Annotated in this window: 17 protein-coding genes; 16 read left to right on the top strand and 1 reads right to left on the bottom strand. The window is 64.1% G+C overall.

From position 1 onward, the window contains the following. Nucleotides 1-113: 113 nt before the first annotated feature. On the bottom strand, nt 114-836 hold the full coding sequence (locus tag C8K44_RS16150) for an invasion associated locus B family protein (protein WP_158282745.1): 723 nt from the start codon (nt 834-836) through the stop codon (nt 114-116). A 180-nt stretch (nt 837-1,016) separates the two neighbouring features. Here C8K44_RS16150 and C8K44_RS16145 point away from each other — a divergent pair, with 180 nt between their 5' ends. From C8K44_RS16145 to C8K44_RS16075, 16 genes are all read left to right on the top strand, one after another. Beyond that, nucleotides 1,017-2,096, top strand: coding sequence for an ABC transporter substrate-binding protein (locus C8K44_RS16145; RefSeq protein WP_158282744.1), 1,080 nt, complete (start codon nt 1,017-1,019; stop codon nt 2,094-2,096). Between the two features lie 19 nt (nt 2,097-2,115). Further along, nucleotides 2,116-2,739, top strand: coding sequence for a hypothetical protein (locus tag C8K44_RS16140; protein ID WP_109576817.1), 624 nt, complete (start codon nt 2,116-2,118; stop codon nt 2,737-2,739). Further along, nucleotides 2,732-3,439: a hypothetical protein gene (locus C8K44_RS16135; RefSeq protein ID WP_109576816.1), complete on the top strand. Its 708-nt coding sequence runs from the start codon at nt 2,732-2,734 to the stop codon at nt 3,437-3,439. The genes C8K44_RS16140 and C8K44_RS16135 overlap by 8 nt, the downstream gene beginning before the upstream one ends. Continuing rightward, the gene (locus C8K44_RS16130; RefSeq protein WP_245417506.1) at nt 3,439-4,497 is read left to right on the top strand and encodes an iron ABC transporter permease; all 1,059 of its coding nucleotides are present in this window, start codon (nt 3,439-3,441) and stop codon (nt 4,495-4,497) included. Before C8K44_RS16135 ends, C8K44_RS16130 begins: the two co-directional genes overlap by 1 nt. Before the next feature lie 2 nt (nt 4,498-4,499). Further along, nucleotides 4,500-5,258, top strand: coding sequence for an ABC transporter ATP-binding protein (locus C8K44_RS16125; protein ID WP_109576815.1), 759 nt, complete (start codon nt 4,500-4,502; stop codon nt 5,256-5,258). A 79-nt stretch (nt 5,259-5,337) separates the two neighbouring features. Next, nucleotides 5,338-5,877 (top strand): CPBP family intramembrane glutamic endopeptidase, encoded by a 540-nt coding sequence (locus C8K44_RS16120; protein ID WP_158282743.1) that lies wholly within the window; start codon nt 5,338-5,340, stop codon nt 5,875-5,877. Between the two features lie 239 nt (nt 5,878-6,116). Then, nucleotides 6,117-6,245, top strand: a complete 129-nt coding sequence (locus tag C8K44_RS28190; protein WP_281062998.1) for a hypothetical protein — start codon at nt 6,117-6,119, stop codon at nt 6,243-6,245. Between the two features lie 5 nt (nt 6,246-6,250). Next, entirely contained in the window at nt 6,251-7,807 is a 1,557-nt protein-coding gene (locus C8K44_RS16115) for a serine hydrolase domain-containing protein (protein ID WP_109576813.1), read from the top strand. 26 nt (nt 7,808-7,833) lie between these two features. Next, the gene (locus C8K44_RS16110; protein ID WP_109576812.1) at nt 7,834-9,438 is read left to right on the top strand and encodes an ABC transporter substrate-binding protein; all 1,605 of its coding nucleotides are present in this window, start codon (nt 7,834-7,836) and stop codon (nt 9,436-9,438) included. A gap of 13 nt (nt 9,439-9,451) precedes the next feature. Further along, nucleotides 9,452-10,441: an ABC transporter permease gene (locus C8K44_RS16105; protein WP_109576811.1), complete on the top strand. Its 990-nt coding sequence runs from the start codon at nt 9,452-9,454 to the stop codon at nt 10,439-10,441. Further along, nucleotides 10,434-11,324, top strand: coding sequence for an ABC transporter permease (locus tag C8K44_RS16100; RefSeq protein WP_109576810.1), 891 nt, complete (start codon nt 10,434-10,436; stop codon nt 11,322-11,324). Before C8K44_RS16105 ends, C8K44_RS16100 begins: the two co-directional genes overlap by 8 nt. A gap of 2 nt (nt 11,325-11,326) precedes the next feature. Beyond that, nucleotides 11,327-12,157: an ABC transporter ATP-binding protein gene (locus C8K44_RS27935; protein WP_109576809.1), complete on the top strand. Its 831-nt coding sequence runs from the start codon at nt 11,327-11,329 to the stop codon at nt 12,155-12,157. Beyond that, the gene (locus C8K44_RS27930) at nt 12,150-12,971 is read left to right on the top strand and encodes an ATP-binding cassette domain-containing protein (protein WP_109576808.1); all 822 of its coding nucleotides are present in this window, start codon (nt 12,150-12,152) and stop codon (nt 12,969-12,971) included. The genes C8K44_RS27935 and C8K44_RS27930 overlap by 8 nt, the downstream gene beginning before the upstream one ends. Next, the gene (locus C8K44_RS16085) at nt 12,964-14,457 is read left to right on the top strand and encodes an amidohydrolase family protein (RefSeq protein ID WP_245417505.1); all 1,494 of its coding nucleotides are present in this window, start codon (nt 12,964-12,966) and stop codon (nt 14,455-14,457) included. Before C8K44_RS27930 ends, C8K44_RS16085 begins: the two co-directional genes overlap by 8 nt. Next, a complete protein-coding gene (locus C8K44_RS16080) occupies nt 14,454-15,362 on the top strand; it encodes a CobW family GTP-binding protein (RefSeq protein WP_109576806.1) in 909 nt (302 codons plus the stop codon). Before C8K44_RS16085 ends, C8K44_RS16080 begins: the two co-directional genes overlap by 4 nt. A gap of 23 nt (nt 15,363-15,385) precedes the next feature. After that, nucleotides 15,386-16,834 carry a M81 family metallopeptidase gene (locus C8K44_RS16075; RefSeq protein WP_109576805.1) on the top strand — a complete coding sequence of 483 codons (1,449 nt, stop codon included), beginning with the start codon at nt 15,386-15,388 and terminating at the stop codon, nt 16,832-16,834. The last annotated feature ends 62 nt before the right edge of the window (nt 16,835-16,896 follow it).

The raw sequence follows: 16,896 nt of genomic DNA, 5'->3' as shown, positions 1-16,896 counted from the left end.
GCGCCGGTTCGAAGGAACCCTGGCCCAGCCCCTGGCTTGTGCAAGACGCTGCCAGCTGCGCCACCGAAACAACCAGCATCGCGCGCCAGGGCATGCCTGACACCGCAGTCATGTCAGCCGCCGGCTGCCGCGAGTTTCTTCAGTCTGTCCAGGCTCTGGGCAAGGCCTTTCAATGACACATCTAGGGTAACCGGCGCGCCCGTATCCGACGCGGTCATCGCCACGGTCAGCTTCTCGTTGGCGCGCAGGGCTGCCTCGAACTTGGCATCGACGGCGACCGGGGCGACGCAACCTTGCGGCAGGCAGGTCTTGTAGGCGGCCTTGGCATAGACATCGTCCTTGATGCGCAAAGCCAGCCCCGATTGCAGGTCGATGCCAAACGGCGCGATGACGGTGCCGGCCAAGGGCTGCTTGTCCTTTGCTGTGTCTTCGAAAACGATCATCAGGATGCGCTGGTTCGAGTTTCCCTGCGCCAGGCTCTGCGACACCTGGCAGATGCGCTTTGTGGCTGGCTCTTGTTCCTGCTGCTTGGGTGCGGCCGCATTCACACACTGGACGATCCAGTCGCCGTAGGTCTCCGACAGCGCCGAAGGTGTGACGTCCTGAGCATTGGCTTGGCCCGCAACCCCGAAGATCATGGCGGAGCAGGCCGCGGCTACGATGGTTGCTCCTCGCCGCAGCGATTTCCCGGCGTGACTGTGCGGCTGTGAGCTCTGACCAATCGCAAGATGATGGGCTGGCATGTCTAAGCCTTTCGTGACGGCTGCGGCAGACTCGGCTGGTTTGAAAACAGGTCCCACAACCAGGAGATTGAACTGCTCGGAGGCGAACGGCAAGCGGTGTCTGTCGCTGTCCGAGTCTTGTCCGGGGCGCAGTGGAGGCGCCTGCGGTCTGAAAGTGCACGGCGCCGCGCCAGCGCACCTCGTATATGCGCCAGTCCTAAGAAAAAACTTGACGCCAATTATCATGATTATTATCCGATGCCTGTCCGCCGGTATGGCGGCAGGAGATTTCAGATGATGACTATCCGACATTCCGCCGTGGCCCTTGGCTTCGCCGCGTTGATCGCAACATCCACCTTCGCTGGGGCCGCGACGGTTTCCATCACGGATTCCCGTGGCCAGCAGTTCCAGATCGAGCATCCGGTCAAGAACGTCGCGATTTTCCCGCTGCCCATTCCCGAGGCGATGATCGCCATCGATGGTGGCACCGAGCGCCTGCTGGCGATCAATCCGCGCGCGCAGGCCGCTCTGATGAAGGGCGTCATCGGCCAGCTGTTCCCCGAGATCGCCAAGATCCGCACCGATCTGGTGGCACCCAACTTCATCCCCAATGTCGAGGAAATCCTCAAGGCCGGACCCGACGTCGTTCTGCAATGGCAGGCCAAGGGTGACGAGCGTGTCGCGCCGATGGAAAACGCCGGCATCAAGGTGGCGACGGTCAGCACGGAATCGCGCGAGACCCGGCGTGGCTACATCACCATGCTCGGTCAGATTCTGGGCAAGCAGGAACGCGCCCAGGCCTTCCTCGACTGGGAGGACAAGACCGTCAAGGACATCTCGTCGGTTCTCGCGGCCGCCGACCGCAAGCGTCCGCGCATCGTCTTCATCGACAGCATGAACGACAACGAGTTCGTCGTCTTCGGCCGCGAGGAGGCCTATTTCGCCGCATCGGGCCTTGTGAATGCCGCGACAGAAGCCGGCTTCACCGAAGGCTCGGTCAAGGTCGGAGCTGAATCCCTGCTGCAGTGGAACCCAGACATCATCCTGGTCAACTACTACAACGACACGATCAAGCCGGCTGACATTTTGGGCCACCCGGTTCTCGCCAGCCTCGATGCGGTCAAGAACGCACGTGTCTATAAGACCCCGGCCATCGATCCGGCGACCGCCGCCGGTGGTGAGCTTGCCTATCAGTGGTTCGCCGAAATCGGCTATCCCGAGCTGTTCGACACCGACATGCGCAAGGCGGTCCTTGACGGCTTCAAGTTCCTCTATGGCAAGGAACTGACCGACGCCCAGATCGACCAGCTGATGCAGATGGACTGGAACGCCAGCAGCGCAGGCTATGCCAACAGCTTCGGCGCGGCCAAGTAACGGCTCGGGAGCAACTGAAGTGAAGGACATCGGTTTCGTCACATCGGGTGATGGCGCGCAGCTGCAGTGCTTTCAGGATTACAAAGCCTGGCTCGATGAAGAGATTTATCTGCGCTTCCTCGACCGGGTCGATCTGACTGCGTTCAAGGCGATCGTCGTTCCCGACTTCTCCAACCAGGACCTGTTGCGCAGGCATGCCCGCCAGCTCAACGACTATCTGGCGCAGGGCGGGTTCCTGATCGTCTTCGAACCGAACCGGATGGACGAATGGCTCGATGTCGTCTCCGTCCAGTGGTTCAGCCGTGAGACCGAGGACTGGAAGTGGTGGATGCGCCCGGGTGGGCGCATGGAGGCCTATCAGCCCGAACCGCTGCACCCGATGGCCAAGGCGATCCCGCTCGCCGACATGTGCTGGCACTTCTTCGGTGCCTTCCGTTTTCCCGAGGCCGCGACACCGATCCTTAATCTCGACAATGACGAGGGTTGCCTGATGTTCGACCTGCCCGTCGATGGCGGGGGCAGGCTGATCGCCTCGACCATTGATCCGCACACGCATCATGGCCGCCGTTTCATGCCCGCGACCACGCGTTTTCTCAACGGCTTCTACCCCTGGCTCAAGGCGGAGGTGCAGACCCGTGGCTGAGATCGGCTTTCGTGGCGGAAACAAGCCGCACCTGCTCTACGTCCGCTCGACAAGGAGCTACAACATCGATCGCATCGGCGGCCTGGTGCCGCAGGACTGGCGCTACAGCGCCATCGATATCTACGAGCTCGAGGGCAGGGACCTCGGCGATGTCGACGTGATCATGCTGTCGGGGATGCATGACCAGATATTCCTGAAGTCGATCGAGCCGAAGCTCGTCGATTATCTGGCCTCGGGTGGTCATTTCCTCATCAACGGCCACATCATCGTTCCCTGGCTGCCTTGCCTGTCGCCGTTCAAGGCTGTCAGCCCCAAGCCTTTCACCAACTGGATGATCCGCCCCGCCGAGCCGGGCGGCTATTTCGGCCGCATGGATTTTGAGAATTTCCACCGCCATGAAGGGATCCTGGGCCAATATTCGCGCGGCTACGCCGATGCGCCCGAAGGCGCGCAGTGGCTGTGCCTGATCGGTGGGCCGACTGCAGATGGCACCATCCATGAAGGCCCGGTGGACTGGGTCTGGCGCATGCCGGGCGGCGGCAAGGTATTCATGCACAATGGCGACCATATCGAGCAGTTCTGCTCGGATCCGCGTCATGATCCCAATCTGTTCCAGGACATCCTGAAAGCCCTGGTCTTCTCCGACGAACCTGCTGCGCACCACAAACCGTATCGGCCAACGCAAACCGGAATAGCGTGATGTCCTCGGCGGTCGACGATCACGGCATGGCCGCTGCTGCCAACAAGAGCGGCACCGGCCTGGCCATGCCGGCCCTGGTTGCGCTGCTTCTCGCGGCGATGGTCGGGTCGCTGTCGATCGGCCGCTATGGCGTCGGTCTAGGCGATTTGACGACTCTCGTTCTGGGTTGGCTCGGCATCGGCCCAGGCCGGGCCGGCGTCGCCGAGCCGGTATGGCGGGTGGTCGAGCTGGTGCGCGTGCCACGCATGCTGATCGGCGGCTTCGTCGGAGCTGGACTTGCGCTTTCCGGTGCCGTGCTACAGGGCGTGTTCCGAAACCCGCTCGTTGATCCGCATGTGATCGGCGTCTCCTCGGGCGCTGCTTTCGGTGGCGTTTTTGCGATCCTTCTTGGCCTCGGCGCGGTTGCCTTGTGGTCGATGGCCTTTGCCTTCGGGCTCGCTGCCCTTTTGCTTGTCGTTGTGATGAGCCGCAAGTCCGGTCGCTCGTCGATCCTGATGCTGGTGCTGTCGGGCGTCGTCATTTCGGCGCTGTTTTCCGCACTTGTATCGCTCGCGACCTACCTCGCCGATCCCAACGACACGCTTCCGGCCATCGTTTTCTGGCTGATGGGATCGTTCGCCAGCGCCACCCCGGAGCGCGCGCTCTACATGGTCCCGATCGTTGCCGTGTTTGCCCTTCCGCTTCTGTTGATGCGATTTCGCATCAACATCCTGTCGCTCGGCGACGAGGAGGCCCGCGGCCTTGGCCTGAAAGTCGAGCCGACGCGATGGCTGGTCCTGTGCTGCGTGACGGGCATCACCGCGGCTAGCGTCGCCAATTCCGGCATCATTGGCTGGGTTGGCCTGGTGGTGCCGCATTTCGCGCGATCCCTTGTCGGTCCCGATCACCGTCGGCTGTTGCCTGCATCCGCCTTGCTGGGCGCGAGCTTCATGCTGCTTGTCGACGTCATGGCGCGCTCCCTGATCCCGGCTGAGATTCCCCTTGGCGTGCTTACCGCCATCGTCGGTGCGCCGGTGTTCATGGTGCTGTTGCATCGCACTCACAATGAGGGCTGGTAGCGATGATCAACGCACAGTCGCTGGGCTTTCGTTATGGCGCCGACACCGCGTGGCTGTTTCGCGATCTGTCCTTTTCGCTCGAGGAGGGGCAGACCCTGGTCCTGCTCGGTCGCAACGGCCGCGGCAAGACAACGCTGCTGAAATGCATCGCCGGCCTGATTGCCCCGACAGCTGGCGCCGTCCACAGCAGCGGTACTGTCGGCTATGTCCCACAGCATTTCGCCTCGCCCTTTGCCTATTCGGTATCGGACGTCGTGCTGATGGGGCGCGCGCGTCATGTCGGGCTGTTTTCGAATGCGACGGCACATGACAGGCGGCATGCGTCAGAAGCGCTGGAACTGGTCGGCTTGCAGGCTTTTGCCAAGCGCGCGATCGGCACCTTGTCGGGGGGCGAGCGTCAGCTCGTCCTGATTGCGCGCGCGCTGGCCTCCGAAGCCGACATCCTGCTACTCGACGAGCCCGCCTCAGCGCTTGATTTCCGCAACCAGGCGGTCGTGCTGTCGATGCTGCGCCGGCTCTCGCGGGAGCGTCGTCTCACCATCATCATGACGACGCACGAGCCGACCCATGCGCTCGAGATCGCCGACAGGGCAGTACTGCTGCACGGTTCAGCCAGGGGCGAGGAGGGGCCCGTCGCCACGATGTGCACGGAAAGCAAGCTTTCAGAGCTTTACGGCCTGTCGATGCGGCGGCTGGACTATCGCAGCGGCGAAAGCCAGACCTCCAGCATCGTTGCCAACTATGCCTCGATAGATCGCTGACCGGCGGTTGCTCACGTCCGGTCGATGAGCACCTGCTCCAGCCCCGATTCAGGAGCCGAGCTGGATCGCTTCAGTTGTCGTGGTCTGGCAGCTTGGTCTGCTTCCTGAGCCGGTCCGCCCCTGGTATCGCACCCGGTCTGTTGCGGTCATCGCCTGGCTGTGGTGGCAACGCCTGCCGAAACCGGCGAATTGGCTCGGCTTGTCCCCGGTTACAGCGCGCGTTGGTGTGTCTGCCGCCTTGGTCTTTGCCATTGTGGTGGGATGGAACCTGCTGCGCGTGCGCGTCGTGGGCTCCGCTGGCCAGTTGGCGGACCTGCCGCCGGCGGAATTTGGCTGGATCCTGGGCGCCGCGACCGTTGAAGAACTGGATTTCAGGGGCGTCATCCAGACTCGGCTGGCCCAGCTTTGGCGCCCTGCCTTGGCTAACGGTGTCACGGCTGTCGCGTTCCTGGCCATCCATTTTCCGGGGTGGCTGCTGCTGGCGGCCATGCCCGACGCGACGACGATCGCCTCGGTTTTTCTCATCGACCTGGTCTGCGGCTGGCTACGCCGTCGCACCGGCAGTCTGTGGCCAGCCATCGCAGCCCACACAGCGAACAATTTCGGCGCGTTGCTCTAGCGCAGCATCCGCCTGAGTCCGCTGTCGGCGGGTCTCTGGCTCCTCGCGCATGAGCGGCATTTTCTGAAAATGGCAAGTATTTAGCGTTTACGCAAACGACTTGACGTATGTGAAAAGAAATCTTACCGATTGCATCACAAAAAAGCGGGAACGGCAAAAGTTTTGATTTTCGCAGGTTAGCTCCTGCGCTGCAGGGCGCCTCGGGCGAACTGTCACGGCCACTGCGGGAGGGCAGTACCATGCGTTGCGATAGGCATCAGGACGGCACGGCATCGACGCCAGTCGAGATGCCCTTCGGCAACGTTTTCCCACGCACATCCGGCGTCGTGCTGCGCACCGTCGGCAATCCGACAACTGGAAGGGAGTGACCGGCATGACCAAGGCACCGGCCGATTTTGCTGCGCGCATCGATGCGCTGTTCAATGAATTCACCGGCCCCGACAGCCCGGGCGCGGTCGTGGCGGTCACCGAGAACGGACGCGAGATATTCGCCAACACCTACGGTCTTGCCAATATCAACAATTCCGTGCCGATGGACCGCAAGACGATCATCCGCATCGGCTCGCAGACCAAGCAGTTTACCGTGCTGCTGATCCTGATGCTGGAAGCCGAAGGCAAGCTGAGTCTTGCCGATGAGGTGCAGAAGCATCTGCCTTACGTGCCGCGTCTGGAACACCCGGTAACGCTCGAGCATCTGGCGTCCAACACCTCCGGCTTCCGCGATCACCTCGAAGCCATGATCTTCGCCGGCCTGTCGATCTTCACCCCGTCCGACCGCCAGGCCGGTCGCGATGTCATCGCCCGCCAGGATGCGCTGAACTTCAAGCCCGGCAGCGCCATGACCTACTGCAATGCCGGCTTCTTCATGCTGTCGGAAATCATCGAGCAGATCGAGGGCGCGACCTTCAACAAGGTGCTGCGCAAGCGCATCACCGGCCCGCTCGGCATGGACGACACCTCGCTCCTGATCCGCGACGGCGACGCGATGAAGCGGCTCGCCGCACACTACACCAAGCGCCCCGAAGGCTGGGCCAACCTCAACTGGGGCCTCGATCTCGGCGGCGAGGGCGGCATGATCTCGACCCTCGACGACATGATTGTCTGGCAGCAAAACCTGTTCGATCCCAAGGTCGGTACGCCGGAAATGTATGAGCGCATGGCAACCCCTTGCGTCTTCGACAATGGTGCGACCGGCTTCTACGGCCTTGGCCTGGTCACCGATGTCTATCGCGGCAGGCGCGCTGTCGGTCATGGCGGCACGGTCGCCGGCGGCAAGTCGGAATCGACCCGCTTCGTTGACCATGGCCTTGGCGTCGTCATCATCGCCAACAACGACCAGGTTGCCTCCTTCGCGCTCGGCCGGCGCATCGCCGACATCTATTTCGGCGACAAGGCCCCGGCGCCGATCGCGCTTGCGCCAGGCCGCTACCGGCAGGAAGGTGGCCCCGACGTCTTCGAGATCGTCGCCAAGGACGGCGTTACGACCTTCCTCAACTCGGGCGGTGTCGGCGGCTTCGACTTCGGTCATCAGGGCGGCGCCAAGCCCGAACGAGCGATCACCGACCTGGTGCTCAGCCCGCGCGCCGATGGCAAGATGGACGGCGTCTTCTGCGGTACGCCGCGCGTCTATGCACCCCTTCAAGCCGGCGCGACCGCCGCTCGCCCGCTCGCAGGGCGCTACGTCAACAAGGCGCAGGACCTCGAAGTCGAGATATCAGGCGACGCCTCAAAGGGCGAGTTCCGCCTGCGCTCCGGGCTCGGCGCCATGAGCGCGCCCATCGTCGCGGCGGATGCCGACCTGTGGTTCCTGCTCCAGCCCGGCACCGACATGCGACCCGGCCTGCCGTGGAACGCCACGCTGGCGGTGACTTCAGACGGCTTCGAGATGAACTCCGACCGCATCAAGAAACTGGCCTTCAAGCGAGCCTGATCAACCAACTTACGGCGAGGTCTACAATGTCCCTACGCAATCTCACGCCCGAGCAGTTCGACGCGCTGGCACGCAACCATTTCAAGCAAGTGACGCTGTCGCGCCGCGGCTTCCTCGGTGGCGCCGCCGCGCTGACGGCTGCAGCCATGCTCGGCATGCCCGGCGAGGCGCTGGCCCAGCAGACCGGCGGCACGTTGCGTGTCGGCCGTTCCGAAGAGCCCGACACGCTCGACCCGCACAAGACCACCCTGTCGGTGTCCTCGACGACGATGGACATGATCTACGAGCCGCTGGCGCGCGCGGGTTTCGACGGCGAAGTCTTGCCGGGCCTTGCCGAAAGCTGGGCCTTCAGCAATGACAACAAGACGCTGACCTTCAAGCTCAAGCCGGGCGTCAAGTTCCATGACGGCACGCCCTGCGATGCCGAGGCGGTCGCCTGGACCGTCGCGCGTCATCTGGCGCCTGAGGCGGCATCGCCAAGCGCCTTTTTCCTTGGTCCGTTGGAGCGCGCCGAAGCCGTCGATCCGCTGACGGTCGCCTACCACTTCAAGGAGCCTTTCGTCGCCGTCTGGGTCGGCCTGACGCTCGGCTATTCCGCGCCGATCTCGCGCACCGCCGTGGAAGCGTCAGGCGACCAGTTCGGTCGCAAGCCGGTCGGTGCGGGGCCGTTCAAGTTCGTGTCGTGGTCGACCGATCGTGGGATGCGGCTCGAACGCAACGGCGACTATGCCCAGGTTGCCGCGCTCGCCCGCGTCGATGCGGTCGAGCTGTTCCACTATCCCGAGGATTCGACCCGGATCGCGGCCTTCGAAACCGGTGAAATCAACGCCATGTATGGTGGCGCCTCGGTGCCGCTCGACAGCGTGCGGCGCCTGCGTGGCAACCCCGATGCCATCATGATCGAGCGCCCGGCCCAGATGATGCGCGCGCTGGTCTTCAACCAGAAGCGTCCGCCCTTCGACAATCCGAAGGTGCGCCAGGCCTTCGCGCATGCCATCGACCAGAAGCGGCTGATCGCCTTTGCGCTCGACGGTTTTGCGGTGGCTGCTACTTCGCCGATCGCAAGCTCGATCGCAGGCTATTCGCCCAAGACCGCCGAGCTGTCTTATGGCTACGATCCGGAAAAGGCCAAGGCACTATTGGCCGAGGCCGGCCTCGCCCAAGCCTTCAAGGCCAAGCTCGTCGCCAATGATACGCCCGTCATCCGCCGCACGGCGGAGGTGGTCCAGGCGCAGCTGCGCGAGATCGGCGTCGAGGTCGTCATCGAAACCTTGCCGATCGCGCAATGGGCAGCCCTCACCGCCCAGGGCGGGCAGGACATGGTCATCTCGACCTATTCCTACACCGACGCCGACATCGTCTATCCGGTGCTGCACACCAAGGGCGCGCTGAACCGGGCCTTCCACGAGAACGCCGAACTCGACGGCATGATCGCGGAACAGCGGGTGACGTCCGATCCGGCGGCACGGCAGGCGATCCTCGACAAGATCCAGGCCAAGGTCGTCACCGAGGCCTACTGGAAGCCGCTGTTCGAGCCGCTCAACTTCGCTGTCGTTGCCAAGGATGTGGTCGATGCCCGCATGAATCCAGGCGGCGAGTTGCGCGTCGATCTGCTCGGCATGGCCTCGTGACCCCTGCCTGCTGATGCTGAGGCTGGTCGTTTCGAGGCTGCTCTACGCTGCCGTCATTCTCCTCGGGGTCATCCTTGTGGTGGCCTCGCTGGTCAAGCTCGTGCCGGGCGATCCGGTCGACGTGATTGCCGCCGGCAATCCCGGCATGAGCGTTGCCGACATGGACACGCTGCGCGAAAAGATGGGACTGACACGCTCCGTGCCCGAGCAGTTCGTCACCTATCTCGGCAATGCCGTGCAGGGTGACCTCGGCACCTCGATCCGCCAGGGCGTTCCGGTCACCAGCCTGATCGCCGACCGCTTGCCGGCGACCGGCGAACTCGCCTTCTGGACGCTGCTGCTGGCCTTCGTCATCGCCATCCCGCTCGGCATCGTCACCGCGCTCAAGCGCGACAGCTGGCTGGACTATGCCGGCACCTTTGTCGCCGTTTTGGGCGTGTCGATGCCGGGCTTCCTGCTTGCCGTGCTGATGATACTCTGGTTCTCCATCGAGCTGCGCTGGCTGCCCGCCTCGGGCTATCGCGGCTCGGCTTTGGCCAGCATCGGCCGCGCCGTCGTCGAACGCGACATCTCCATCTTCTGGAACGCCTTCCGCTACTTCATCCTGCCGTCGATCTCGCTTGCCTTCGTGCTGGTCGCGGTCAATGCGCGGCTGATCCGCTCGGCCATGCTGGAAGTGCTGCAGCAGGACTACATCACCTTCGCCACCGCCAAGGGCGTGCCGCGCCTCATCATCATCCTGCGCCACGCGTTGCGCAATGCGCTGTTGCCGATCGTGACTCTGGCCGGCTTGCAGATGGGGGCGCTGTTGTCGGGCACCGTCGTCATCGAGACGGTTTTCGCCTGGCCGGGCATCGGCCGGCTCGCCGTCGATTCGATCCACGTCCGCGACTATCCGATCATCCAGGCGGTGGTGCTGGTTTCAGCGGCACTGTTCATATCGCTGAACCTGATCGTCGACATCCTATACCGCTTCATCGACCCGAGGGTGCGTGATGACTGAGGCCGTGATCGAGCTGCCCGCTAGCAGGACCGAGCGCCGCTTCCTTGGCGCCCTGGGCCGCAGCGCCAAGGGGCTGACCGGCCTGTTCCTCATTGCCATCGTCGTGCTTTGCGCGATCTTCGCGACGAGCCTCGCTCCCCACGACCACGCCCAGCAGGTCATCGAGTGGCGCTACGCTCCGACCGCCTGGCAAGACGGCGGCAGCACCACCAACCTGCTTGGCGGCGATAATATGGGCCGCGACATACTGAGCCGCACCATCATGGGCGCCCAGGTTTCAATCCAGGTGGCGCTGATCGTTGTGTCGATAGCCCTCGTCGTCGGTTCGACGCTGGGCGCGCTCGCCGGCTATTTCGGCGGCATCGTCGACACCATCATCATGCGCATCGTCGATTTCCAGCTCGCCTTTCCGTTCCTGCTTCTGGCGCTGATCTTCATGGCCGTGCTGGGGGCGGGCTTCGCCACGCTGGTCATGGCGCTGGCCTTTGCGTTGTGGATCAACTTCGCCCGCATCGTGCGCTCCGAAACCATGCGCATCCGCACGCTCGACTATGTCGATGCCGCCGTCACCCTGGGCGTGTCGCAGATGCGCATCATCTTCACCCACGTCCTGCCCAACGTGCTGCCGGCGGTGCTTGTCGTCGCCACCCTCGACATAGCTTTGGTCATCATCTCCGAGGCAGCGCTGTCTTTCCTCGGCCTCGGCGTGCAGCCGCCCACGGCATCCTGGGGCGTCATGATCTCGGAAGGCCGTGACTTCCTCTACGAGCAACCATGGATCGTGATTGCCCCCGGCATCGCGGTGCTCATCTCCTCGGTCGGCATCAACCTGTTCGGCGATTTCCTGCGCGACTACTTCGATCCACGCCTGGAGCGGATGTGACGATGACGGCCTCTCCCTTGCTCTCGGTCAGGGATCTGACCGTCGACTACCCAAGCCGCCACGGCCCGGTCCGCGCGGTCGATGGCGTCAGTTTTTCGGTTGCCCCCGGTTCGGTGCTTGGCGTCGTCGGCGAAAGCGGCTCGGGCAAATCCTCGATCGGCTATGCGCTGATGGGGCTGACGGATGCGTCGCATGCCAAGCTGGGTGGCGCGGTCACCTTCGAAGGTCGCGACATGCTTGCCTTGTCGCGCCGCGACTGGCGCCAGCTGCGCGCCAACCGCATCGCCATGGTGTTTCAGGATGCCATGGCGACGCTGAACCCGGTCATGCCCGTCGGCGACCAGATCGGCGAGGTGTTCCGCTATCATCGCCTGGACATGTCGCGTAAGGCGATCCGCGCGGCCAGCCTCGACCTGCTCGAACGCGTCGGCATCCAGGAAGCGTCCCGCCGTATCGACGCCTATCCGCATCAACTGTCGGGCGGCATGCGCCAGCGCGTGGTCATCGCCGCCGCCATTGCGCTGAAACCGGCCTTGCTCATCGCCGACGAGCCGACCACGGCACTTGATGTCACCGTGCAGGCCCAGATCCTGCACCTGATGCAGGAGTTGAGCCGCGAGCAGGGCACCGCGATGATTCTGATCAGCCATGACCTCGATGTCGTCGGCGATGTCTGCGAGGACGTGGTGGTGATGAAGGACGGCGTTATCGTCGAGGCCGGCCACGTCGATGACGTGCTCAGCCGTCCCAAGCATGCCTACACGATGCAACTGCTCAACGCGCGGCCGAGCTTCGGTGCCGGCCACATGCAGGCGGAGGCCGCTCATGGCTGATGACGCTCTGCTCGAAGTCAGCGGCCTCGTCCGCCATTTCACCCTTTCGGGCCGCCTCTTCGAGAAGCCGCGCCTACTCACCGCCGTCAACGACGTCAGCTTCACGATCAGGCGTGGCGAGGCCTTCGGGCTTGTCGGCGAAAGCGGCTCGGGCAAGTCGACCATCGGCCGCATCATCGCCCGGCTGACTGAGCCGAGCGCCGGTTCGGTCACCTTCGACGGCGGCGACTGGCTCGCCTTGCGCGGCAAGGCGCTGCGCGACAAGCGCCGCGACGTGCAGATGGTGTTCCAAAGCCCTTATGCCTCGCTAGATCCGCGCTGGCGCGTGCGCGACATCCTGGGCGAACCGCTGAGATCCTACACCGATCTCAGGGGCGCTGCCCTGACCGCGCGCGCCGCCGAGCTGATGCAGCAGGTCGGTCTCAACCCCGATTGGCTCGACCGCTTCCCGCACCAGTTCTCCGGCGGCCAGCGCCAGCGCATCGCCATTGCCCGCGCATTGGCATCCAGCCCGAAGCTGCTCATCGCCGACGAGCCGGTGTCGGCGCTCGACGTTTCCAGCCAGGCACAGGTGCTGCAATTGCTGCGCAAGATCTGCACCGAGCAGGGCCTGGCCATGCTGTTCATCTCGCACGACCTGTCGGTCGTCGATCATCTGTGCCAGCGTGTCGGCGTCTTGAACCACGGCGTGCTTGAGGAGGTCGGCCCGACGGCCGAAATCTTCCGTACGCCAAAATCCGACTACACCCGCCGGCTGATCGACGCTGTGCCGGGCAAGAAGCGCCGCGCTGCCGAAAGGGCTGTCCATGCATGACATCGTGATCACCGGCGGGCGCGTCATCGACCCCGAGACCGGCCGCGACGGGATTTCGGACATTGCCATTTCGGGCGACAAGATCGCAGCGATAGGCCCGGATCTCGGCCCGGCGCACAAGTTCATCGACGCCACCGGCCTGATCGTTGCGCCCGGCTTCATCGACCTGCACGCCCATGGCCAGTCCGTGCCGGCCGACCGCATGCAGGCATTCGATGGCGTGACCACGGCGCTCGAACTGGAAGTCGGCGCCTTGCCGGTCGGCGGCTGGTACGAGGCGCAGGCGAAAACCGCGCGTGTGCTCAACTACGGCACCGCCTCCGCCTGGGTCTTTGCCCGCAAGGCAGTGATGATCGGGCTGGAGCTCAAGCCGGGCGAAGCGCCGATCACGGTCATGGGACGCGGCTTTGACGACCCGCGCTGGTCGTCGGACGCGGCGACCGAAGCGCAGGCGGCCGAGATCGTCGCGTTGACGCGGCAGGGCATCGACGAAGGCGCGCTCGGCATCGGCATCCCCGCCGGCTATGCGCCAGGCGCCGGCGCCAAGGAGATGAGCCTGATCTGCGATCTCGCGGCTGCGACCGACACGCCGACCTATACCCACATCGCGCAGATGTCGAACATCGACCCCAAGAGCTCGATCGAGGCCTATGTCACGCTGATCGGGCTTGCCGGCGCCACCGGCGCGCACATGCACATCTGCCATCTCAACTCCACCAGCCTGCAGGATGTCGAGCGCGCGGCGGCAGTGATAGCCAAGGCGCAGGCGCAAGGCCTCAAGATCACCACGGAGGCATATCCCTATGGCACCGGGTCGACTGTGGTCAGCGCCGGTTTCTTCGTCGATCCGGCGTTTTCCGCCCGCACCGGCACCGGCTACGACGCCATCGAGCTTGTCGCCACGCATCGCCGCCTCGACGGCATCGACGACCTCAAGAAGGTCCGCCAGGCCGATCCCTCGGCGCTGGTGCTCTGGCACTTCCTCGACACCGAGGATAACCCTCGCCACCGCGCGCTGCTCGACGTCTCTGTCATGTATCCGGGCGGCGCCATTGCTTCCGACGCGATGCCGTGGAGCCGGCCCGACGGCTCGCCCTACGAAGGCGACGAATGGCCGCTTGCAGCAGACAAGACGGCGCATCCCAGATCCTCGGGCACTTTCACCCGCTTCCTCCGCCAGTGGGTGCGCGAGCGCGATGCCATCCCTCTCGTTGAGGCAATCGCCAAGTGCACGCTGATTCCGGCGACGATCGTCGAAAGCTGCGCGCCGTTGTTCAAGCGCAAGGGCCGGCTGCAACAGGGCTGCGACGCCGATATCGTGATTTTCGATCTCGCTACGATCGCCGACCGCGCCACCTTCGCCGAGATGAACCTGCCGGCGCAGGGCATGCGCCATGTGCTGGTCAACGGACAGCAGGTCATCCGCGACGGCTTGCTCGACGAGACTTCGGCGCCTGGCCGCCCGATCAGGCGAGGTGATGCGTGACCGTACTGGTACTCGTCGTCACCGGATTTCTCGGCGCCGGCAAGACGACCTTCATCAACCAGCTCTTGCAGCGGTCCGAAGGTCGTCGCATCAGCGCCATCGTCAATGATTTCGGCGCCATCAACATCGACGCCGAACTGATCGCCGATGCCGCAGACACCGTGGTCGGCCTGAAGAACGGCTGCATCTGCTGTTCGCTGCAGGGCGACCTTTTGCGTACCCTCAAGCTGGTGCTCTCCCAGCCCGTCAAGCCCGATCACATCGTCATCGAAGCATCAGGCGTCGCCGACCCGCGCGGCATCACCGAAACGCTGATGGACCCCATCCTGTGGCACGACATCAGGCTCGATGCGGTTGTCGCCGTCGTCGATGCCGACGAGGTCGCGGCCAATCCTGGCCGCCTGCGCGACGAGCTGTGGCGCGCCCAGGTAGAAGCTGCGGATTTCATAGCCCTTTCCAAGACCGGGTTGAGCGAAACCTCCGGCGAAGCCCTCCGGGCGGAGCTTGTGTGGCTGAACAAGGCGCTGGTCTTCGAAACCGACGGCGATGCCATGCCGATCGAGGCATTGCTCGTCACCGACCGGCCTCCGGCCCAGCCGGGCCAGGCAAAGATCACGGCGTCGCGCTTCACCTCGATCGAGTGGCAGTCATCGGGCCCGGTCGCGCTCGAGCGCTTCCAGGCAGTCATGGACAGCCTTGCGCCAAAGCTCATCCGCGCCAAGGGCATCGTCAATTTCTTCGAGCGGCCTGGACAGTGTTTCTTGCTCCAAATGGTCGGCCGTCGTGCCACCTTGCGCCCGTTTTCGAAATTCGAGCCCGATTGCCGCCTCGTGCTGATCGGCGAGGCCAGCGTCATCGACAGCGAGACGGCGCATGCCGGCCTCGCCGAAATCCATGTCTCATAAACCGCAAGCGGAGTGTCCTAATCATGCGCGTGTTCAGTGCCGTCCTTGCAACCGAGACCAACACATTTTCGCCCATCCCCACTGGCCTGACGGCCTTTGTTGAAGGCGGCGACTACTATCCCGCCGGCCAGCATCCGGACCACATGACGCTGTACGGCGGCCAGCTCTGGGCGGCGCGCGAACGTGGCCGACGCGAAGGCTGGACGCTGTTCGAGGGCCTGAGCGCATCGGCGGAACCGGGCGGAACGACAACCCGTCACGCCTACGAAACACTGCGCGATCAACTGCTCGACGATTTGCGCGCCGTCCTGCCGGTCGAAATGGTGTTGATGTCGCTGCACGGCGCCATGGTCGCCGACGGCTACGACGATTGCGAAGGCGACATCCTCGCCCGCATCCGTCAGATCGTCGGTCCTGAGACCGTCGTCGGCTGCGAGCTCGATCCGCACTGCCACATGACCTCCGAGATGATCGACAATGTCGACATCCTCTTGACCTACAAGGAATACCCCCACACCGACGTCTATGAATGCGGCGTCCAGCTGGTCAACCTCTGCCATCGCATCGCCACCGGCGAGATCGAGCCGAAAGCAGCCCTTGTCGACACCGGCATGGTCACCTTCATCCGCACCACCACCGAGCCCGGCCTGTCGATCATCGGAGGCATCCGCGCCATGGAGCAGAAGGACAAGGTGCTGTCGGTTTCGATCGCGCAAGGCTTCCCCTGGGCCGACGTGCCTGAGATGGGAACACGCGTGGTGGTCTACACCGACGACAATGAGGACCTTGCGCAATCGCTGGCGCAACGCCTGGCCAACGACCTCTACGCCATGCGCACCGAGATCGTGCCGCCAATGCCTTCGATCGACGAGGCGCTTGACCAGGCGCTCGAAGCACCCGTCGGCACTGTGGTCATCGCCGATACCGCCGACAATGCCGGCGGCGGTGCAGCCAGCGATTCCACCTTCTTCCTCTCCCGCATGCTCGATCGCGGCATCTCCGACGCGGTCATCGGCCCGCTGTGGGATCCGATCGCCGTGCGGCTGGTCTTTGAGGCAGGCGAGGGCGCCATCTTGCCGTTGCGCGTCGGCGGCAAGGTCGGGCCGAGTTCGGGCGATCCGGTCGATGTCACTTGCCGGGTTGTCAGCCTGAAGCGCAATCTGGTGATGACGGGGCTCGGCGGCGTGCCATCGCCGATGGGCGATTGCGCGTTGATCGATTGCGGCGGCGTCGAAATCCTGCTCGCTTCCGAACGTTCCCAGGCGATCGACAGCGACCTGTTCACCAACATCGGCTGCGACCTGGCGGGAAAGCGGATCGTGGTGGTGAAATCCACCCAGCATTTCCGCGCGTCCTACGAAAAGATCGCCTCAGCGGTCATCTACGCCGCCTCGAAAGGCACAGTCACCTCGCATCTGGCCAGCCTGCCCTACACCAGGATCAAGCTGCCGAAATGGCCGATTACCGAGTAGGAGTTCGCAGCGGTATCGATGGGACAATGCCGAGGCTGGCGCGTGTCGGCCCGCCGATGGGC

It is taken from the genome of Aminobacter sp. AP02, assembly GCF_003148805.1.
Lineage (GTDB): Bacteria > Pseudomonadota > Alphaproteobacteria > Rhizobiales > Rhizobiaceae > Aminobacter.
This window is presented reverse-complemented; position numbering and strand designations above follow the sequence as displayed.